The sequence below is a fragment of the Arachnia propionica genome (genome assembly GCF_037055325.1).
Classification (GTDB): Bacteria; Actinomycetota; Actinomycetes; order Propionibacteriales; family Propionibacteriaceae; genus Arachnia.
The window spans coordinates 1,674,223-1,689,511 of the sequence record NZ_CP146373.1 but is presented as its reverse complement, the minus strand read 5'-3'; the positions used below and the strand labels follow the sequence as shown (position 1 = coordinate 1,689,511).

Here is a 15,289-nt window from a genome sequence, read left to right as displayed (position 1 = left end):
GCGGTGCCGACCCGACTGGTTGTCTCGTAGAACGGAGAAGATGCGGTCCGGGGCGCGCAGCCGCACCGACTCCGGTAGCGTTGCTTCCGCCCCCATCCACGGGGTTTCGTCGGGAGGATAGCTCCGAAAGGAAAGCAATGTCGCGCACCGAAACCGACCTACTCGGCGATCGTCAGGTCCCTGATGACGCCTGGTACGGAATTCACACGTTGAGAGCCGTCGAGAACTTCCCCATCTCGGGTGTCACCGTGAACTCTGTTCCCGAGTTGATTCGCGGAATGGTCCAGGTGAAGAAAGCGGCGGCGCTGGCGAATCGCGAACTCGGCGTCCTCCCCGGCTGGGTGGCGCGGGCGATCCTCCAGGCCTGTGACGAGGTGCTGGTGAGAAAACGCTGCATGGACCAGTTCCCGATCGATGTCTTCCAAGGTGGCGCGGGGACGTCGGTGAACATGAACGCCAACGAGGTACTCGCGAACCTGGCTCTGGAGCACCTCGGGTTCTCGAAGGGACGCTACGACATCGTCGACCCCAACGACCACGTCAACCACAGCCAATCCACCAATGACACCTTCCCGACGGGCTTCCGGGTGGCCCTCGACCACGTGTTTGGGGAGCTGTCGCATGCGGTCGAGGAGCTCTCCGACTCCTTCTATGACAAGGGTGAGGAGTTCGAGAACATCCTCAAGCTTGGACGCACCCAGTTGCAGGATGCGGTGCCGATGACACTGGGGCAGGAGTTCACGGCCTTCGCAGTGAACTTGGAGGAGGAGCTGCGTCACCTCGAGTACGCACGCTCGTTGCTGCTGGAGATCAACCTGGGCGCGACGGCGATCGGCACCGGGCTGAACGCCCCGCCCGGATACCGGGAGCTGGCGGTGAAACACCTCTGCGAGATCACGGGACGCCCGTTCGTCACCGCGGTTGACCTGATCGAGGCCACCTCTGACACCGGTGCCTATGTGATGGCCCACGCGGCCTGCAAACGCCTGGCGACGAAGCTGTCGAAGATCTGCAATGACCTGCGGTTGCTGAGCTCCGGGCCGCGCACCGGTTTCAACGAGATCAACCTGCCCGCGATGCAGGCGGGCAGCTCGATCATGCCCGCCAAAGTCAATCCCGTCATCCCCGAGGTGGTCAACCAGATCACCTACAAGGTACGCGGCAACGACTTCACCGTCGGGCTCGGCGCTGAGGCTGGGCAGTTGCAGCTCAACGCCATGGAACCGGTGATCGCGCAGGCGCTGTTCGAGTCGATCCGGCTGCTGAGGTCGGGCTGCGACGTGTTGCGGACCCGCTGCATCGACGGCATCACTGCCAACAAGGACGTCTGCGAACGCTACGTGCGCGAATCGATTTCGGTGGTGACCCTCCTCAACGACTACATCGGGCACCGGGCCGGTGACGAGGTGGGCCGGGAGGCCGCCAGGTCGGGCAGGTCGGTGCGCGACATCGTCCTGGAGAGGGGGCTGCTGGACGAGACCACGGTGGATCGGCTGCTGTCCTTCGAGAACCTCTCCCACCCGAGGGAGCAGAAGGTCGCGGGAAAGGGCTAAGGACGCCCAACCCAGTTCCGCAGCACTCAAACCCGGAAATGCACCATTCCGGGCCGGAAAACGAGTTGAGTGCTGCGCAATCGGGGAAATCCGTCGGTGCCGCTCTCAGCCCAGCTGCTCCCGCAGCCAGGCGATCTCCTCGGCGTGGTTCTCCGGCGGGGTTTCCAGCATGACCGGGGCGTCGGCGTCGCGCAGCAGGGCAATGAGGACCTCCGGGTTGAGCTGACCGTCTCTCAGCGGGGCGTGGCGGTCGCGCCCGGAACCGGGAGCGTCGCGTGAATCGTTGCAGTGGACCAGGTCGATGCGCCCCGTAATGGCTCGCACGTCCCCCACCACGGTGGTCAGGTCCAGGCCGGCGGCATGCGCGTGGCAGGTGTCCAGGCAGAGCCCGATGCCATCCAGATTGGCGGAACCTTCGAGGGTGGTCCACAGGCCGCGGATGGAGTCGAGGTACCGCATCATCGCTTTTTTGCCGCCCGCTGTGTTCTCGATCAGGACCGGCACCTTCACGTCGAGGCCGTCGACGCACTTGCGCCAGTTGTCGTAGCCCTGTTGCTGCTCCTCGTCGGCAGTGACATGCCCGCCATGGACGATCACCCCACGCGCCCCGATCCCGGCGGCTGCATCGATGGTCTGCTGCAGCAGTTTCCGCGACGGGATGCGGATGCGATTGTTGGTGGATGCGACGTTGATGACGTACGCGGCGTGTACATAGAGACCAACCCCGGCGTCGGTGGCCTGCACTCCCAAGGAGGCGGCCCCGTCGCCGGGGATGGCGGGTTTCTTCCATGACTGCGGGTCGCCGAGGGTCACCTGGGCGATGTCCGCTCCCAGGGCAACGGCCTGCGCAATTGCAGAGTTCGCGTCAACATGAGCACCGATCAACATGGTCCCAGCCTAGGGGCGGCCTCAGGGAAGAAGATTGTGGTGACGTCGTGAAAAGTTGTGTGGCGTGTACGGTACAAAATCTTTCTACATGACATAACGACATTCTGGGTGGCGGGGGCCTCAGGCGGGCCCTTCGCGGACAGCAGCCGCGGTCAGCAGGGCCGTGCCAGCCAGGGCCGCGTCGGCTCCCAGCGACGCCGCCTCGATCCGCAGCGACTCCGTCATCAAAGGGTGACAACCGTCGTAGATGCGGGCCCGGACCGCCGTCACGAAGTGCTGCGACGACGCCAACCCGCCGGTTAGGAACAGCGCCTGCGGATTGAAGAAACTCACCACCGAGCTGAGGACCTCCCCGAGCAGGGAACCGGCGGTGCGGATCATAGTCGTGGCCTCGGGGTTGCCGTCGCGGGCCAGGGCCAGGGCATCGGCGGTCTTGGTGACCTCGATCCCCTGCTCGACAAGCCGCGCGACGATTCCCGCTCCTGAGGCCACCGTCTCCAGGCAGCCGGTCTTCCCGCAGGTGCAGGGTCTGTTCCCAGCCGCATGGACCACGGTGTGGGTGACGTCCCCGGCGGCGAAGGTCGCCCCCCGGTAGAGCTGCCCCGCGATCACGATGCCTGAACCGATCGCCGTGCCCGCTTTCACCGTGATGGAGTCGCCCTCGGACCCGAACTGGGTGCGGTGCTCCCCGAGCGCCATCGCGTTCGCGTCGTTTTCCACCACGGCAGGCACCCCGAAGCTCTCCGCGAGGGTCTCCTGTACGGGAAATCCCGCCCAGCCCGGCATTCGCGACGGCAGCCGCACCGTGCCCCCAGGCTGCACTGGGCCGGGCAGTGCCAACCCCACTCCCGCCGGTTCCCCCTCGGCTCGCTGGTTGCGCAGGAGTGTGGTGAGGGAACGGAGTACCTGATCCGGGCCATCGGCCACCGTCAGGGGCGAGGTCGTGGAGCGCAGCAACCGTCCCGCCCTGTCGGCCACCCCGAGTCGCGCGTGGTTGCCACCCAGTTCCGCCACCAGCAGGTGACCGGGAGGACGGTTGAGGCGGAGTTTTCGGCGGGGGCGTCCGCTTCCGGATGCGACCAGCCCGTCCTCGACGACGATCCCCGCGTCGATGAGCTGTCCGACCCAGGCCGAGGCGGTCGACGGGGCGATCCCCAGCAGGCGCGCGATGTCTGAACGCGACGAGGCGGACCCATCGGCCAGCAACTCCGTGATGCGCGGATGTGGGTGCGTCATGCAGTAACTTTAGCTGATGCCGAATTAAGGGAGAAGATCTTCGATGCGCGTCGGGGTCGGACTGTGGGGGTGGTTGCGAATCCTGTTGGATGACTGCGAATGCGCTGTCTGCGGTCTGGGTTTCCGGCGCCGATTCTCCTGTCCTGCAGGGAGTTCGAGAAGAGCCGCGTCGGTTGGTCGGGCGAGTGCAATCGCTCAGCAGGATCGGGTGGCTCCTTGCATCATCCGATCGGTCTGCCTTATGCTCACTTCCGCCGAGAAGGCACTCAATTTAATTCGAAGGCGAATTAAAAGTGCGGAATCTAGGAGAAATTATGAAGTTCAATTTCCGCAAGGCCGTCGCGCTGGCGGCAGTCACCGCGCTGGCGTTCACCGGCTGCTCCAGCAAGGGAGGCGGCAGCGACACCACCGGTACGGATGGCAAGACGAAGATCGTCGTCGACATGTGGGCTGGCGGTGAGAAGGACACCGAAGCCCTCAAGAAGCAGGTGGAGATCGCCCAGAAGGCTCTCCCGGACATCCAGATCGAGCTGCGCACCGCCCCTTGGGGTGACTTCTTCACCAAGCTCACCACCAACATGGGCACCGACAACATGGCCTGTGTGACGGGCATGAACTCCGGGAAGCTGTCCGACTACAAGGCCGGCTTCGTGGAGCTCACCGAGGCTGACCTCACCACCGCAGGGCTTAAGTCCACCGACTTCGCCCCGCGCGCCACGGACATCCTCAGTGATGGCGGCACCATGTATGGCCTGCCCTTCGACATGGCCACCATGCTCACCTACCACAACGTCGACATGATCAACGCCACGGGCGCACCTCAGCCCAAGAACGGCTGGACCTTCGACGACTTCGAGGCCACCGCCACTGCGGCTACCAAGGACGACAAACAGGGCTTCGGCATCGGCATGGGGGACTTCCAGTGGCAGGCCCTGCCGATCTCCAAGTCCGGCACCCAGCCGGTGACGGCCGATGGCAAGCTGGACATCGCCAACCCGGCCTTTGTCGAGGCCTCCACCTGGTACGCGGGGTTGGTCACCGACAAGAAGGTTGCGCTGCCCGTGGGATCGGCCTCCGATGCTGGCTGGGGTGAGGATCAGTTCTCCAACGGCAACGCCGCGATGGCCGTCGACGGAACCTGGAACGCCAGCAGCTACATCAAGAACGACGCGGGCTTCAAGGTCGGCATGACGAACCTGCCTGCACCTGCTGGCGGCAAGGCGACCGGACTGATCCTTGGGTCGGGCTACGGCGTCGCCAAGAGCTGTAAGGACAAAGAATCGGCCCTGAAGGTGCTGGGAGCCCTGCTCAGCAAGGAGGCCCAGGACTACGTCGCCAGCTCCGGTCGGTCCTACCCGGCCCGCGTCGAGTCACAGCCGCTGTACTTCGAGTCCATCGATGAGCAGTACCGCGATGTGGTCAAGCAGGCCTTCGACGCTGCCTTCGCCAATGTCGAGGCGCAGCACGTTTCCCCGAACTGGTCCAAGGTCAACTCCTACATCCAGCCCGAACTGGTGAGCGTCTACAGCGGCTCCAAACCGATGCCCGAGGTGCTGAACTCCGCTCAACAGCAGTTCCAGCAGTGACGGGGAAAGGATCCTGAATGTCCTCCCCTAGAAAAGGGGCCCTTCGCAGGGCCGAGGCTCGCCAGGCGTTGGGCTTCGTCAGTCCGGCCCTGCTGGGCCTCGGCCTGTTCACGCTCTTTCCGGTGGGGCTGTCCATCGTCATGAGCCTGTTCAACTGGCCCACTTTCGGTGCACGCACCTTCAATGGGCTCGGCAACTACATCAAGTTGTTCACCGTCAGTCCGGACTTCTGGCCGGCGATGCGCAATACCTTTGTGTTCGCGATCACCTACGTCCCCATCAACATCGCCTTGTCGCTCGGCTTGGCGGTGGCTCTCAACTCCCGTATCCGTGGGCGTGGGGCGCTGCGGGTGTTGTTCTTCATTCCCGTGGTCACCCCGATGGTTGCGAACATCCTGGTGTGGAAGATGCTGCTGCAACCCAAGGGTGCGCTGAACGGCATCAGTGAGGGACTGTTCAACCACACCCTGCCCAGCTTCCTGGCCGACCCGTTCTGGGCGATGGTCATGGTGGTGACCATGTCGGTGTGGCAGGGTCTCGGCTACAACATGTTGATCTTCTCGGCGGTGTTGGAGCAGCTTCCCGACAGTGTCATCGAGGCGGCCCGCATCGACGGTGCGACAGGTGCACGCCTGTTCTTCCGTGTGACGCTGCCCATGATCTCCCCAGCCGTGTTCTTCGCCACCGTGATGACGATGATCGGATCGCTGCAGGTCTTCGCTCAACCCCAGTTGCTGACCGGCGGTGGCCCCGGCAACTCGACCCAGCCGATCGTCCAGTTCATCTACAACAACGGCTTCCGGTTCCAGGATCTCGGTCTGGCAGCCGCAGCCGCCTGGATCCTGTTCGCCGTCATCATCGTCCTGACGGCTCTGCAGTTCCGAGCGCAGAAGAAGTGGGTGCACTATGAGTACTGAGACCAGGAAGAAGGGCGGGGACCTGCGCTCGGTGTTCGCCCACATCAGCATCTACATCGCCGCCCTGCTCTTCGCGTCGCCCCTGATCTACGCGTTGTTCTCCGCGATGAAACCGAACAACGAGATGTTCACATCCCCGCCGCGACTGATCGGGTCGCAGATCAAGTGGACGAACTTCATCGAGGTGTTCTCCTACGGTCCGTTCGTCACCTACATGCTGAACTCGTTGTTCGTCTCAGTCGTCGGGACGATCCTGGTGCTGATCGTCTCCTCTACGTCGGCTTTCGCCTTTGCCAGGCTCCGTTGGAAGGGACGCGATGCCGTGTTCCTGCTGTTCCTGGCCACCCTCATGGTGCCTGCGGAGGTCGTGATGATCCCGATGTACACCCTGATGGACTGGTTCGGGTGGATCAACACGTATCAGGCCCTGATCATCCCGTTCGCGTTCAGTGCCTTCGGCACCTTCCTGCTGCGCCAGTTTTACCGGGGCATTCCCTTCGAGCTGGACGAGGCCGCCCGGGTCGACGGTGCGGGGGCGGTGCGCATTTACCTCAATATCATTCTGCCCCTGTCGCGTTCCGCGATCGCGGTGCTGGCCGTGTTCACCTTCCTGGGCTTCTGGAACTCCTACTTGTGGCCGCTGATCGTCACCGTCGATTACTCCACCCTCGGTACCCTGCCGGTGGGGCTGGCGACGTTCTCCACGCAGCAGGGCACTCGGTGGGACTTGCAGATCGCCGCTGCTGTGATCTCGATGGTGCCCACCACCGCGCTCGTGATTGCGCTGCAGAAGCACCTCGTGAAGGGCATCGCCCTGGCGGGGCTAGGTGGTCGCTGATGCTCAGGATCCCGTCGCCGGATGATGTGCTGCACGGGCCCGTGGTGGCCGGTGTCGACATCGGAGGCACCAAAGTCACCGCGGTGCTGGCGGACGTGGACGGCAATGTCCTGGCCTCCGACACCACCGCCTCGGGGTGCGGTGGTCAGGCGTTGATCGATGCCGCCGCAGGTTTGGTGACCCGCATCGAGACCTGCTCCGGGCTGCGGGCCGCGGCTGTCGGCGCCGGTGCTGCGGGGGTGATCGATCCCGACTCGGGCGAGGTGCTGGCCGCCTCCGGGACCTTCCCCGATTGGCAGGGCCGCCGCCCCGCTGAGGCCATCGCCGACCGCACCGGACGCCCCGTGAAACTGGTCAACGACGTCAACGCGTTCCTGTGCGGAGAGGCCCGCTGGGGTGCGCTGCGCGGCGTCAGCGACGGCCTGGCCATCATGCTCGGCACTGGGGTTGGTGGAGCCCTGCTGATCGGAGGACGCCCCCACCACGGGCCACGCGGCGGCGCGGGGGAGATCGGGCACACCCCCGGTTATCCCGGACACCGCTGCACCTGCGGTGGAGTGGGGCATCTTGAAACCCTCGCCTCGGGGCGTTCCCTCGCTCTGCGCTATGCCGACCTGACGGGACGGACCGGACTGACCGGGGCCGATGTAGCGACCGCCGCCAGAAGAGGGGACACCGCCGCCGTCGAGGTGTTCACCCGCGCCGCGCAGGCCCTGGCGCAGGGCATCGTCGTGGCCACCACCCTGCTCGACCTGACCGATGTCGTGGTCGGAGGAGGAGTGACGGCGGCCTGGGATCTGCTTGGATCACTGCTCACCGAGGCCCTGGTCGCGGATCCGCCGGTCACCGTGCCGATCCCCGGTGTTCATCGCGCCACCCTCGCCAATCCCGCCCTCGGGGCCGCCGCCTTGGCCCTCGACCTGAAGGAAACCGTTTCATGACCACAGCCGCCGACATCTGGTGCCCGCCCCTGCCGCCCGCCGCCGACGGGGGGATTGCCCGGCCGAGGATTGCCATCGCCGGCATGTCGATCGAGTCCAGCATCTTCTCCCCGCACCTGAGCGGCGACGAGGCCTTCGCCCGCCGTGAGGGTGACGAACTGCTGTCCTACTACCCGTTCCTCGATGCGGGAAGGGAACTCCGGGAGGTCGTCGACTGGGTGCCGCTGCACCACGGCCGGTCCCTGCCGGGCGGCGCGGTCCGCCCGGAGACCTACCAGGACATCAAGGCCCGCATCCTGGAGCTGGCCGCCTCCAAGGGGCCGTTCGACGGTCTGCTGCTCGACATCCACGGCGCGATGAGCGTCGTCGGGATGCGCGATGCGGAGGGTGACCTGGCCACTGCGCTGCGGGAGGTGATCGGCCCCGACTGCCTGGTCTCGGCCACCCTCGACCTGCACGGCAACGTCTCCGCGACCCTCGTCGACCAGGTGGACCTGATCACCTGCTACCGCATGGCCCCGCACGAGGACGTGATGAACACCAGGGAACGCGCGGCCTGGAACCTGATCGCCCGGCTGCGCTCCGGGGTCGGATCGGACGTCGCCGCCAGGCGGCCGTGGAAGGCTTTCGTGCCCGTCCCGTTGCTGCTGCCGGGGGAGAAGACCTCCACCCGCGTGGAACCCGCGGCGTCGATCTACGCCCGCATACCGGAGGTCGAGGCCCGCGACGGAGTGATCGACGCGGCCCTGTGGGTCGGCTACGCATGGGCCGACGAACCCCGCTGCCAGGCCGCTGTCGTCGTCACCGGCGATGACCGGGAGGCCGTCGCAGCCGGGGCCTCGGAGCTGGCCGAGGCGTGGTGGGCTGCCCGTGACGACTTCTGTTTCGTGGGTCCCACCGACACCCTCGACGGCGCTCTGGCGACCGCACTCGCCGAGAACGCCCCCAGGCCCTTCGTGATCTCCGACTCCGGCGACAACCCCACCGCGGGCGGCGCCGGGGACGTGTCGTGGACGGTGCGTGAGCTGCTGGCCCACCCGGCGCTGTCCGACGGGGGACGCGTCGTGATCCACGCCTCCACCTTCGACCCCGATGCCGTCGCGGCCTGCTTCGATGCCGGTGTCGGAGGGACTGTAGACGTGCAGGTCGGCGGGAATGTCGACAAGATCGCGCCACCCGCCGAGGTGCGCGGGGAGGTGTTCTCCCTGACCGAGGGAGATCCCGTCGCGGGCCGCCAGGCGGTGGTCAGGTGCGGGTCGGTGCACGTGATCATCACGGAACGCCGCAAACCCTTCCACCTGCTCGACGACTTCCGCCGGCTCGGCCTGGAACCCGAGGACGCCGACGTCGTACTGGTCAAGATCGGCTACCTGGAACCGGAGCTGTTCACCCTGGCGAAGGCGTGGATCATGGCCCTCACCCCGGGAGGCGTCGACCAGGACCTGCTGCGGCTCGGGCACCGCAACCTCGTTCCCGGGACCTGGCCCTTCGACCGCTCCAATCCCGACCCGGACCTGACCCCGTCGATCACCCGCCGAGGTGCCGGATGCTGAACTTCGACGAACGCACCGGTCCCGCCCTCGGCGTCGACTACCCGGACGTCACCGTCCCCGACTGGTACCGCGACGCCAAGCTGGGTGTCTTCATCCACTGGGGCATCTTCTCGCTGCCCGCCTGGGCCGAACCCCACGACGGGCGGGTGCCCGTCGAGGACGCCTACGCCCGGCACCGCTACGCCGAGTGGTACGGCAACACCGTGCGCATCCCCGCCTCGCCCTGCCGTGAACGTCACATCGCACGGTTCGGGGAGGGCACCAGCTACGAGGACCTCGCCGACCGGTGGCGTCCCGAGGGCTTCGACGCCGATGCCATGATCCGGGCCGTGCTGCGTTCCGGGGGGCGCTACGTGGTGCCCGTGACGAAGCACCACGATGGTTTCTGCTTGTGGGACACCACCACCACCGGATTCAACGCTGCCCGGCGGGGTCCGGGTCGCGACCTGATCCGGCAGTTCGCCGACGCGACCCGGGCCGCCGGGGTGCGGTTCGGGGTGTATTTCTCCGGGGCCCTCGACTGGCACGTCTCGGACCTGCCACCCATCCAGTCCGACCGCGACCTGTTCCTGCTGCGCCGCAACGACGAGGGTTTCGCGCGCTACGCGGCGGCACAACTGACCGAGCTGATCGACCGTTTCCGACCGTCGGTGCTGTGGAATGACATCGAATGGCCCGACGACGGCAAGGGAGACGACGGATTCGGGGTCGCGGCGCTGTGGCGGCACTACCTGGAGACGGTTCCCGACGGCGTCGTCAATGATCGCTGGGGGGTGCCCGCGCACGGGTTCCTGACCCGCGAGTACAGCGACGTCGACGGAGTCCAGGAGCAGGTCTGGGAGGCCACCCGCGGACTCGGCCTGTCCTTCGGCTACAACGCCGAGGAGGATGACACCCACAGTCTGGATGCCGCCGGGCTGATCCGCTACTTCGTCGATGTCGTCGCGAAGAACGGCAACCTCCTCATCAACGTCGGTCCGCGGGCCGACGGGTCGATTCCGCAGCTCCAACAGCGGGCCCTCGACGGATTGGGGGCCTGGCTTGAGGTCAATGGGCCGGCGATCTTCGGATCGCGGCCGTGGAGACGTGCCGCCGATGGGGAAGTCCGCTACACCGTCGTCGACGGGGTGGTCCATGCATTCCTGTTGTCCCCCGCTTCTGGGGAACTGCGACTGCCCGTGGACCTGGCGCAGGCGGAGTCGGTGGCCTGGTTGGGGGTGGGTGCGGCACCGGTTGCAGGTGGTGTCGCGCCCGTCCCGGAGTCGCTTCGTGGGCAACCGGTCGCGGTGGCTGCGATTCCGCTTGGATGAAGTGGACTCAATGCAAAGGGGCCCGGGATCGACCGGGTCCCTTTGTGCGCATTGCTGATCCGCGTGGAAATGCCTGCTTCGTGACCGTCATGGATTCGCCAGGGTTTTCCCTGTCGGGCTCTCTGCATGTGTGTTTGGCCAGTTGGCCGGATGGTCTGCTTCACCTGCGCTTGGGAGGCTGGATGTCATGAGTGCAACGATCAACAAGACATCACGACATCGGCGCTGGCCCGGGTCCACTCGGGTGGTGGCGGCAACGCTGGTATTCGGTATCGGGGCGGCGGCCCTGGGAGCTGCACCGGCGGTGGCATCGCCTCCGGAGGATGTGGTGAAATCGCGGATGCAGACCTTGGTGGACGCGGGCTATCCGGCCGCCCTGGCTGCTCACACCGACGCGTCCGGGAACGTGATCGGGGCCGCGGTCGGCAAGGGGGATCTGTCCACGGGCGAGGCGCCACCGATCGATGGCGAGGTGCGGATCGGGTCGAACAACAAGACCGTGGTCGCGGTCATCATCATGCAGCTGGTGGAGGAGGGGAAGGTCAGGCTTGATGAGCCGGTTGAGACCTATCTGCCCGGCCTGGTGAAAGGTGAGGGCATCGATGGATCCGGGATCACGGTGCGGCAGTTGCTCCAGCACACCTCGGGGCTGCCCGAATACACCGACACCATCACCACGAGCATCTTCGAGGTTCGGGATGAGTACCATTCCCCCAGGGATTTTCTCGATACCGCTTTGGCGAAGCCTGCTGCGTTTCAGCCCGGTGAGAAATTCGCCTACACGAATGCGAATTACTTCGTGCTCGGGTTGCTGATCGAGAAAGTGACCAAGCGGACGTTGGGTGAGCAGATTGATCAGCGGATCGTTCAGCCCCTTGGTCTGTCGCACACCTACCTGCCCGCGCCGGGGGATCGCACCATCCATGGCAAACACCCGGAGGGGTATGAACGCAATCCTGCTTCCGGTGAGCTGGAGAACATCACCGAGCAGGACCCATCCCGGGCATGGGCAGCCGGGGCCATGATCTCCACTCCCAGTGAGCTCAACATCTTCATGCAGAAGATGCTCGACGGCACCCTGATCACAGCCGACAGCGTCGCGGAGATGCAGAAGTCCATCCACATCGAGACCCACAGCGACTACGGTCTCGGGCTCATCGGGTATTCCCTGAGCTGTGGCACCGCCTGGGGGCACGGCGGCACCATCCCCGGCCACCAGACGCTCAATGCGGTGGGTCCTGACGGCGGCGCCGTCACCATTGCCGTGACCGCCGTCCCCACTGCAGTCGCGAAGGACCCGACCGACGAGGAGAGCATCAGATCCGCCTCTGAACCGATCAAGGAGGCCCTGGACAACCTCCTGTGTGGTTCATGAACAGCCTTCTGCCTCCCACCAGGGGGTGGGAGGCAGAAGTAGCTCAGGGCCCCGCCGCGGGTTCTCTCAGCGGCCGGTCCTCGGCAGCCCCGGTTTGGTGACTGGAAGGCTCGGCTTGGCCGAGGGGGCAGTCGTGGAGGGAGCCGGGGAAGGTGTCGAGGTGCTTGCCGTGGGGGTTGGCGTCGGCGTCGGGCTGGGGCTCGGTGAGTCCGAAGGCGTAGGACTCGGTGTGGGGGTCGGGCTGGGGGTTTCCGACGGTGTGGGGGTCGGTGATTCCGATGGGCTGGGAGAAGGACTCGGAGCCTGAACGGGAGCCCAGCTGACCTCGCCCTGACCGGTGGCGGTGACCTGCTGGGTCTTCACCATGATGAGGGTCTGCCAACGCCCGTTTCGTGCGACCAGAAGCTGATCCGTGTGGGCGTCACCCGTGAGATTGGCAACGATGTTCGCTTTTCCAGCGGGTGCGTCCGCGGGGACCTTGAGGAACAGATCAGTTCCGGTGGGAACGGCAGCCAGATCCACCTCTTTGCCCGTGGCGTCCACCAGTGGGTGGGGGAGTGCGGCCACGGCGACGGTCTGCTGAGTAGCGGTCAAACGAATTGGGCCGACCAGTTCGCCGCTGACGCCGGGAGTCCTGGGAACCGCGACCTCCACTTTCGGACCAGAAGTTTCGGGCAACCCGGTGTTCGCGGAACCCAGCAGGTAGTTGTAGAGCTTCGTGACGCGTTGTGCTCGGTCGGATGTGGTGTCGTGGCGGGGCTCTTCCCAGCTGTGCAGGCCGTTGAAAGTGAAGTTGTCGGTCAGGTGCCAGATGGCTGCCTGGGTGGCCGTGATGGCCTCCCGTTCGGTCAGGCCCGGTACGCCTGCCTCCGTGGCCACCTGACTGATACTCACCTGCGGGTAGCTGCGGTGGGCGATCCAGGAAATCTTGGACCGCACCTGGGTATTCTTCGCGAACTCGTTGCTACCTGGGAAGGCTGACCAGCTGGCCTGCTTCATTTCGCCGCCCCATTCGGAATGGACGTCGAGTTCGATGCAATAGGCCAGAATCTTTCCGCCTTTGTCATTGGTGTGAACGGTCAGCAACTGGGTTCCCAGTGCCCCGTCGCGGTACAGATCATGACCGTAGACGAGTTCGGAATCCTGCCCGAGTTTCGGATATCCCGGCTGATGTTCGTCGGCGCTGGCAGCCGGCGCACCAACCGCCAGGACCGCGGATAGCAGGGTCGCAGCGATGGCCCGGAACCTGTAGGTGCTCTTTCGTGTGGAGAGCTTTCCCATGTGTTCCCTTCCCCCTTGTTGGAATCGGCATCTCAAAGTGATTGAAGATGCAATGAAAACTTAACTTTTAGGAAGTTAGCGCAAGAAGGTGGCTGTGTCACGTTGGTGTGAAATGTGGTCAATACGACTGAATGTTCAGGTATCCCGGGGGTGCGAAAAGGGGCCGGGTATCGACCCGGCCCCTTTCCATTAGGGGGTATTAGTTGCTGCCGGTCTTCGGCAGGCCCGGCTTCTTGGCGGGGGTGCTCGGCTGGGGGGCCGGAGCCGTCACAGTGACGGTGGAAGTCGGGGTGATTGGTTCCGCAGGATCATCTGCGGGCTGGGTGGTTGCCGGTGCGGGCTGGGTGGTTGCCGGTGCGGGCTGGGTGGTTGCCGGCGCGGGCTGGGTGGTTGCCGGCGCGGGCTGGGTGGTTGCCGGCGCGGGCTGGGTGGTTGCCGGTGCGGGCTGGGTGGTTGCCGGCGCAGGCGGGGTGGTTGCCCACTTGAAGGAAGCGGTACCGCTGACCGCCACTTCGGTGTTGGAACCGATGATGATGGTCTGACCGTGCCGCTCGGTGGTGGCGTTTTTGGTGATGAGCAGTTTGCCGGCGTAGACGCTACCGGTGGCGCTGACGTCGAACTTCTGCTCGCCCGAGGTCACGCCAGCAGGAACCTTGAGATACAGGTCGGTGCCGCTGGGAACGGCGTTGAGATCAACTTTGTTGCTATTGGCGTCGACCAGCTCGTAGTCGAGCTTGTTCGTCACCTTGACGGTGGTCTGGTTGGACTCGAAGCGAAGCGGTCCGACCTTGTCGCCGGTCGTCACGGAGGTGCTGGTCGCTCCCTTGAACTCGACGGTGGGCCGAGCGGTTTCCTTCAAGCCCACGTTCTTCTCGCTGATCAGGTACTCGTAGAGCTTCTGGACCCTGGTAGCGGAGGCCTGGTCGATGCCGCTGACGGTGCCGGTGTACTGGAAATCGTTGGTGAAGTGCCAGATGGCCGACTGGGTTGCGGTGACGGCTTCCTTGTCGGTCAGACCGGCCACACCTGCGGTCTCGGCGACCACCTTGAGGTCGGTCTGCGGGTAGCTGCGCTGGGCGATCCAGGCGACCTTGGCCTGAACCTCGGCGTTGCCCTTGAAGTTGTTGGTGCCCGGGAAGTCTTTCCAGTTGCCGACGGTCAGGTCCGATTTGAACATGACGCCGACGTCGAGTTCGACGCAGTAGGCCTTGATGGTGGCGTCCTTGTCCTCGCGGGTGTGGACGCTGAACAGCTGAGTGGGGATACTGCTGTTGTTGCGCGACTTCACGTTGAAGCCGTGGAAACCCTCCTGGGCGGCTCCGAGCTTCGGGTAGCCCTCAGGGTACGTGAAGCCCGACTCGTCTGCGTGTGCTGACATCGGGGTGCCGAAGGTGAGGGTGGCCGCCAGTGTCGTGGCGGCGAGTGCCAGGAACTTGCGCGTCCTGGTCCGCGATGAAGCAGCCTTCATTAACTTCCTCAATTCGTTAGGGGTTCACGGCTCAACGGGAAGTCGTGGCCTGCGGACAGGTTGTTGACGGTCTTCTCACAGAGTCGCTTGGCGAACTATAACCCATGTTGGTGAACTTTAGTGAAGGAGGGGAGACGTAGGCCCCCTGGAGGGCGTCGTTCCTGCTTCAGAAGCATTTACCTCGGTTAATTGAAGCATCCCATCGCACACGTTCGGGCGTGTCGCGGTCGGGGGTGACGAGGGCTTGGCTATGGGGTTTGGCCGAAAGTGCTACAGAAAATTTTCAACTAACTGACCCTCGGGGTTGGGTGAGGCGGGCAGGTGGTGGATGTGAGAAGGGGCC

The 15,289-nt window shown here is 65.1% G+C and carries 12 protein-coding genes; 8 read left to right on the top strand and 4 right to left on the bottom strand.

Annotated features, from left to right (window positions below; genetic code table 11):
* Positions 1-137 precede the first annotated feature (137 nt).
* A complete protein-coding gene (gene aspA, locus V7R84_RS07835; RefSeq protein WP_338567738.1) occupies positions 138-1,553 on the top strand; it encodes an aspartate ammonia-lyase in 1,416 nt (471 codons plus the stop codon).
* A gap of 105 nt (positions 1,554-1,658) precedes the next feature.
* Here aspA and V7R84_RS07830 read toward each other — a convergent pair whose 3' ends face one another.
* Positions 1,659-2,441, bottom strand: coding sequence for a deoxyribonuclease IV (locus V7R84_RS07830; protein WP_338567735.1), 783 nt, complete (start codon positions 2,439-2,441; stop codon positions 1,659-1,661).
* Positions 2,442-2,561: 120 nt separating this feature from the next.
* Positions 2,562-3,677: an ROK family transcriptional regulator gene (locus tag V7R84_RS07825; protein WP_338567733.1), complete on the bottom strand. Its 1,116-nt coding sequence runs from the start codon at positions 3,675-3,677 to the stop codon at positions 2,562-2,564.
* Between the two features lie 314 nt (positions 3,678-3,991).
* Between V7R84_RS07825 and V7R84_RS07820 the strand changes: the two genes are divergently transcribed.
* The 7 genes from V7R84_RS07820 to V7R84_RS07790 all read left to right on the top strand — a co-directional run bounded on the left by V7R84_RS07820 (position 3,992) and on the right by V7R84_RS07790 (position 12,197).
* Complete coding sequence (locus tag V7R84_RS07820; RefSeq protein ID WP_338567730.1) at positions 3,992-5,263, top strand: sugar ABC transporter substrate-binding protein; 1,272 nt, start codon at positions 3,992-3,994, stop codon at positions 5,261-5,263.
* Positions 5,264-5,280: 17 nt separating this feature from the next.
* On the top strand, positions 5,281-6,180 hold the full coding sequence (locus tag V7R84_RS07815) for a sugar ABC transporter permease (RefSeq protein ID WP_338567728.1): 900 nt from the start codon (positions 5,281-5,283) through the stop codon (positions 6,178-6,180).
* Positions 6,170-7,018, top strand: coding sequence for a carbohydrate ABC transporter permease (locus tag V7R84_RS07810; protein ID WP_338567725.1), 849 nt, complete (start codon positions 6,170-6,172; stop codon positions 7,016-7,018). Before V7R84_RS07815 ends, V7R84_RS07810 begins: the two co-directional genes overlap by 11 nt.
* Entirely contained in the window at positions 7,018-7,959 is a 942-nt protein-coding gene (locus V7R84_RS07805; protein ID WP_338567722.1) for an ROK family protein, read from the top strand. Before V7R84_RS07810 ends, V7R84_RS07805 begins: the two co-directional genes overlap by 1 nt.
* Positions 7,956-9,512 (top strand): M81 family metallopeptidase, encoded by a 1,557-nt coding sequence (locus V7R84_RS07800; protein ID WP_338567719.1) that lies wholly within the window; start codon positions 7,956-7,958, stop codon positions 9,510-9,512. The genes V7R84_RS07805 and V7R84_RS07800 overlap by 4 nt, the downstream gene beginning before the upstream one ends.
* On the top strand, positions 9,506-10,822 hold the full coding sequence (locus tag V7R84_RS07795) for an alpha-L-fucosidase (RefSeq protein ID WP_338567716.1): 1,317 nt from the start codon (positions 9,506-9,508) through the stop codon (positions 10,820-10,822). The genes V7R84_RS07800 and V7R84_RS07795 overlap by 7 nt, the downstream gene beginning before the upstream one ends.
* Before the next feature lie 187 nt (positions 10,823-11,009).
* Entirely contained in the window at positions 11,010-12,197 is a 1,188-nt protein-coding gene (locus V7R84_RS07790; RefSeq protein WP_338567713.1) for a serine hydrolase domain-containing protein, read from the top strand.
* A gap of 66 nt (positions 12,198-12,263) precedes the next feature.
* Here the strand turns inward: V7R84_RS07790 and V7R84_RS07785 are convergent, their stop codons facing one another.
* Positions 12,264-13,478 carry a thioester domain-containing protein gene (locus V7R84_RS07785; protein ID WP_338567710.1) on the bottom strand — a complete coding sequence of 405 codons (1,215 nt, stop codon included), beginning with the start codon at positions 13,476-13,478 and terminating at the stop codon, positions 12,264-12,266.
* A 199-nt stretch (positions 13,479-13,677) separates the two neighbouring features.
* Positions 13,678-14,946 carry a thioester domain-containing protein gene (locus V7R84_RS07780; RefSeq protein WP_338567708.1) on the bottom strand — a complete coding sequence of 423 codons (1,269 nt, stop codon included), beginning with the start codon at positions 14,944-14,946 and terminating at the stop codon, positions 13,678-13,680.
* Between the last annotated feature and the right edge of the window lie 343 nt (positions 14,947-15,289).

Coding starts and splice junctions, on each gene's coding strand:
- V7R84_RS07780 (WP_338567708.1), bottom strand. CDS start 14,946: ATGAAGGCTGCTTCATCGCGGACCAGGACGCGCAAGTTCCTGGCACTC.
- V7R84_RS07810 (WP_338567725.1), top strand. CDS start 6,170: ATGAGTACTGAGACCAGGAAGAAGGGCGGGGACCTGCGCTCGGTGTTC.
- V7R84_RS07785 (WP_338567710.1), bottom strand. CDS start 13,478: ATGGGAAAGCTCTCCACACGAAAGAGCACCTACAGGTTCCGGGCCATC.
- aspA (WP_338567738.1), top strand. CDS start 138: ATGTCGCGCACCGAAACCGACCTACTCGGCGATCGTCAGGTCCCTGAT.
- V7R84_RS07805 (WP_338567722.1), top strand. CDS start 7,018: ATGCTCAGGATCCCGTCGCCGGATGATGTGCTGCACGGGCCCGTGGTG.
- V7R84_RS07790 (WP_338567713.1), top strand. CDS start 11,010: ATGAGTGCAACGATCAACAAGACATCACGACATCGGCGCTGGCCCGGG.
- V7R84_RS07795 (WP_338567716.1), top strand. CDS start 9,506: ATGCTGAACTTCGACGAACGCACCGGTCCCGCCCTCGGCGTCGACTAC.
- V7R84_RS07830 (WP_338567735.1), bottom strand. CDS start 2,441: ATGTTGATCGGTGCTCATGTTGACGCGAACTCTGCAATTGCGCAGGCC.
- V7R84_RS07800 (WP_338567719.1), top strand. CDS start 7,956: ATGACCACAGCCGCCGACATCTGGTGCCCGCCCCTGCCGCCCGCCGCC.
- V7R84_RS07825 (WP_338567733.1), bottom strand. CDS start 3,677: ATGACGCACCCACATCCGCGCATCACGGAGTTGCTGGCCGATGGGTCC.
- V7R84_RS07820 (WP_338567730.1), top strand. CDS start 3,992: ATGAAGTTCAATTTCCGCAAGGCCGTCGCGCTGGCGGCAGTCACCGCG.
- V7R84_RS07815 (WP_338567728.1), top strand. CDS start 5,281: ATGTCCTCCCCTAGAAAAGGGGCCCTTCGCAGGGCCGAGGCTCGCCAG.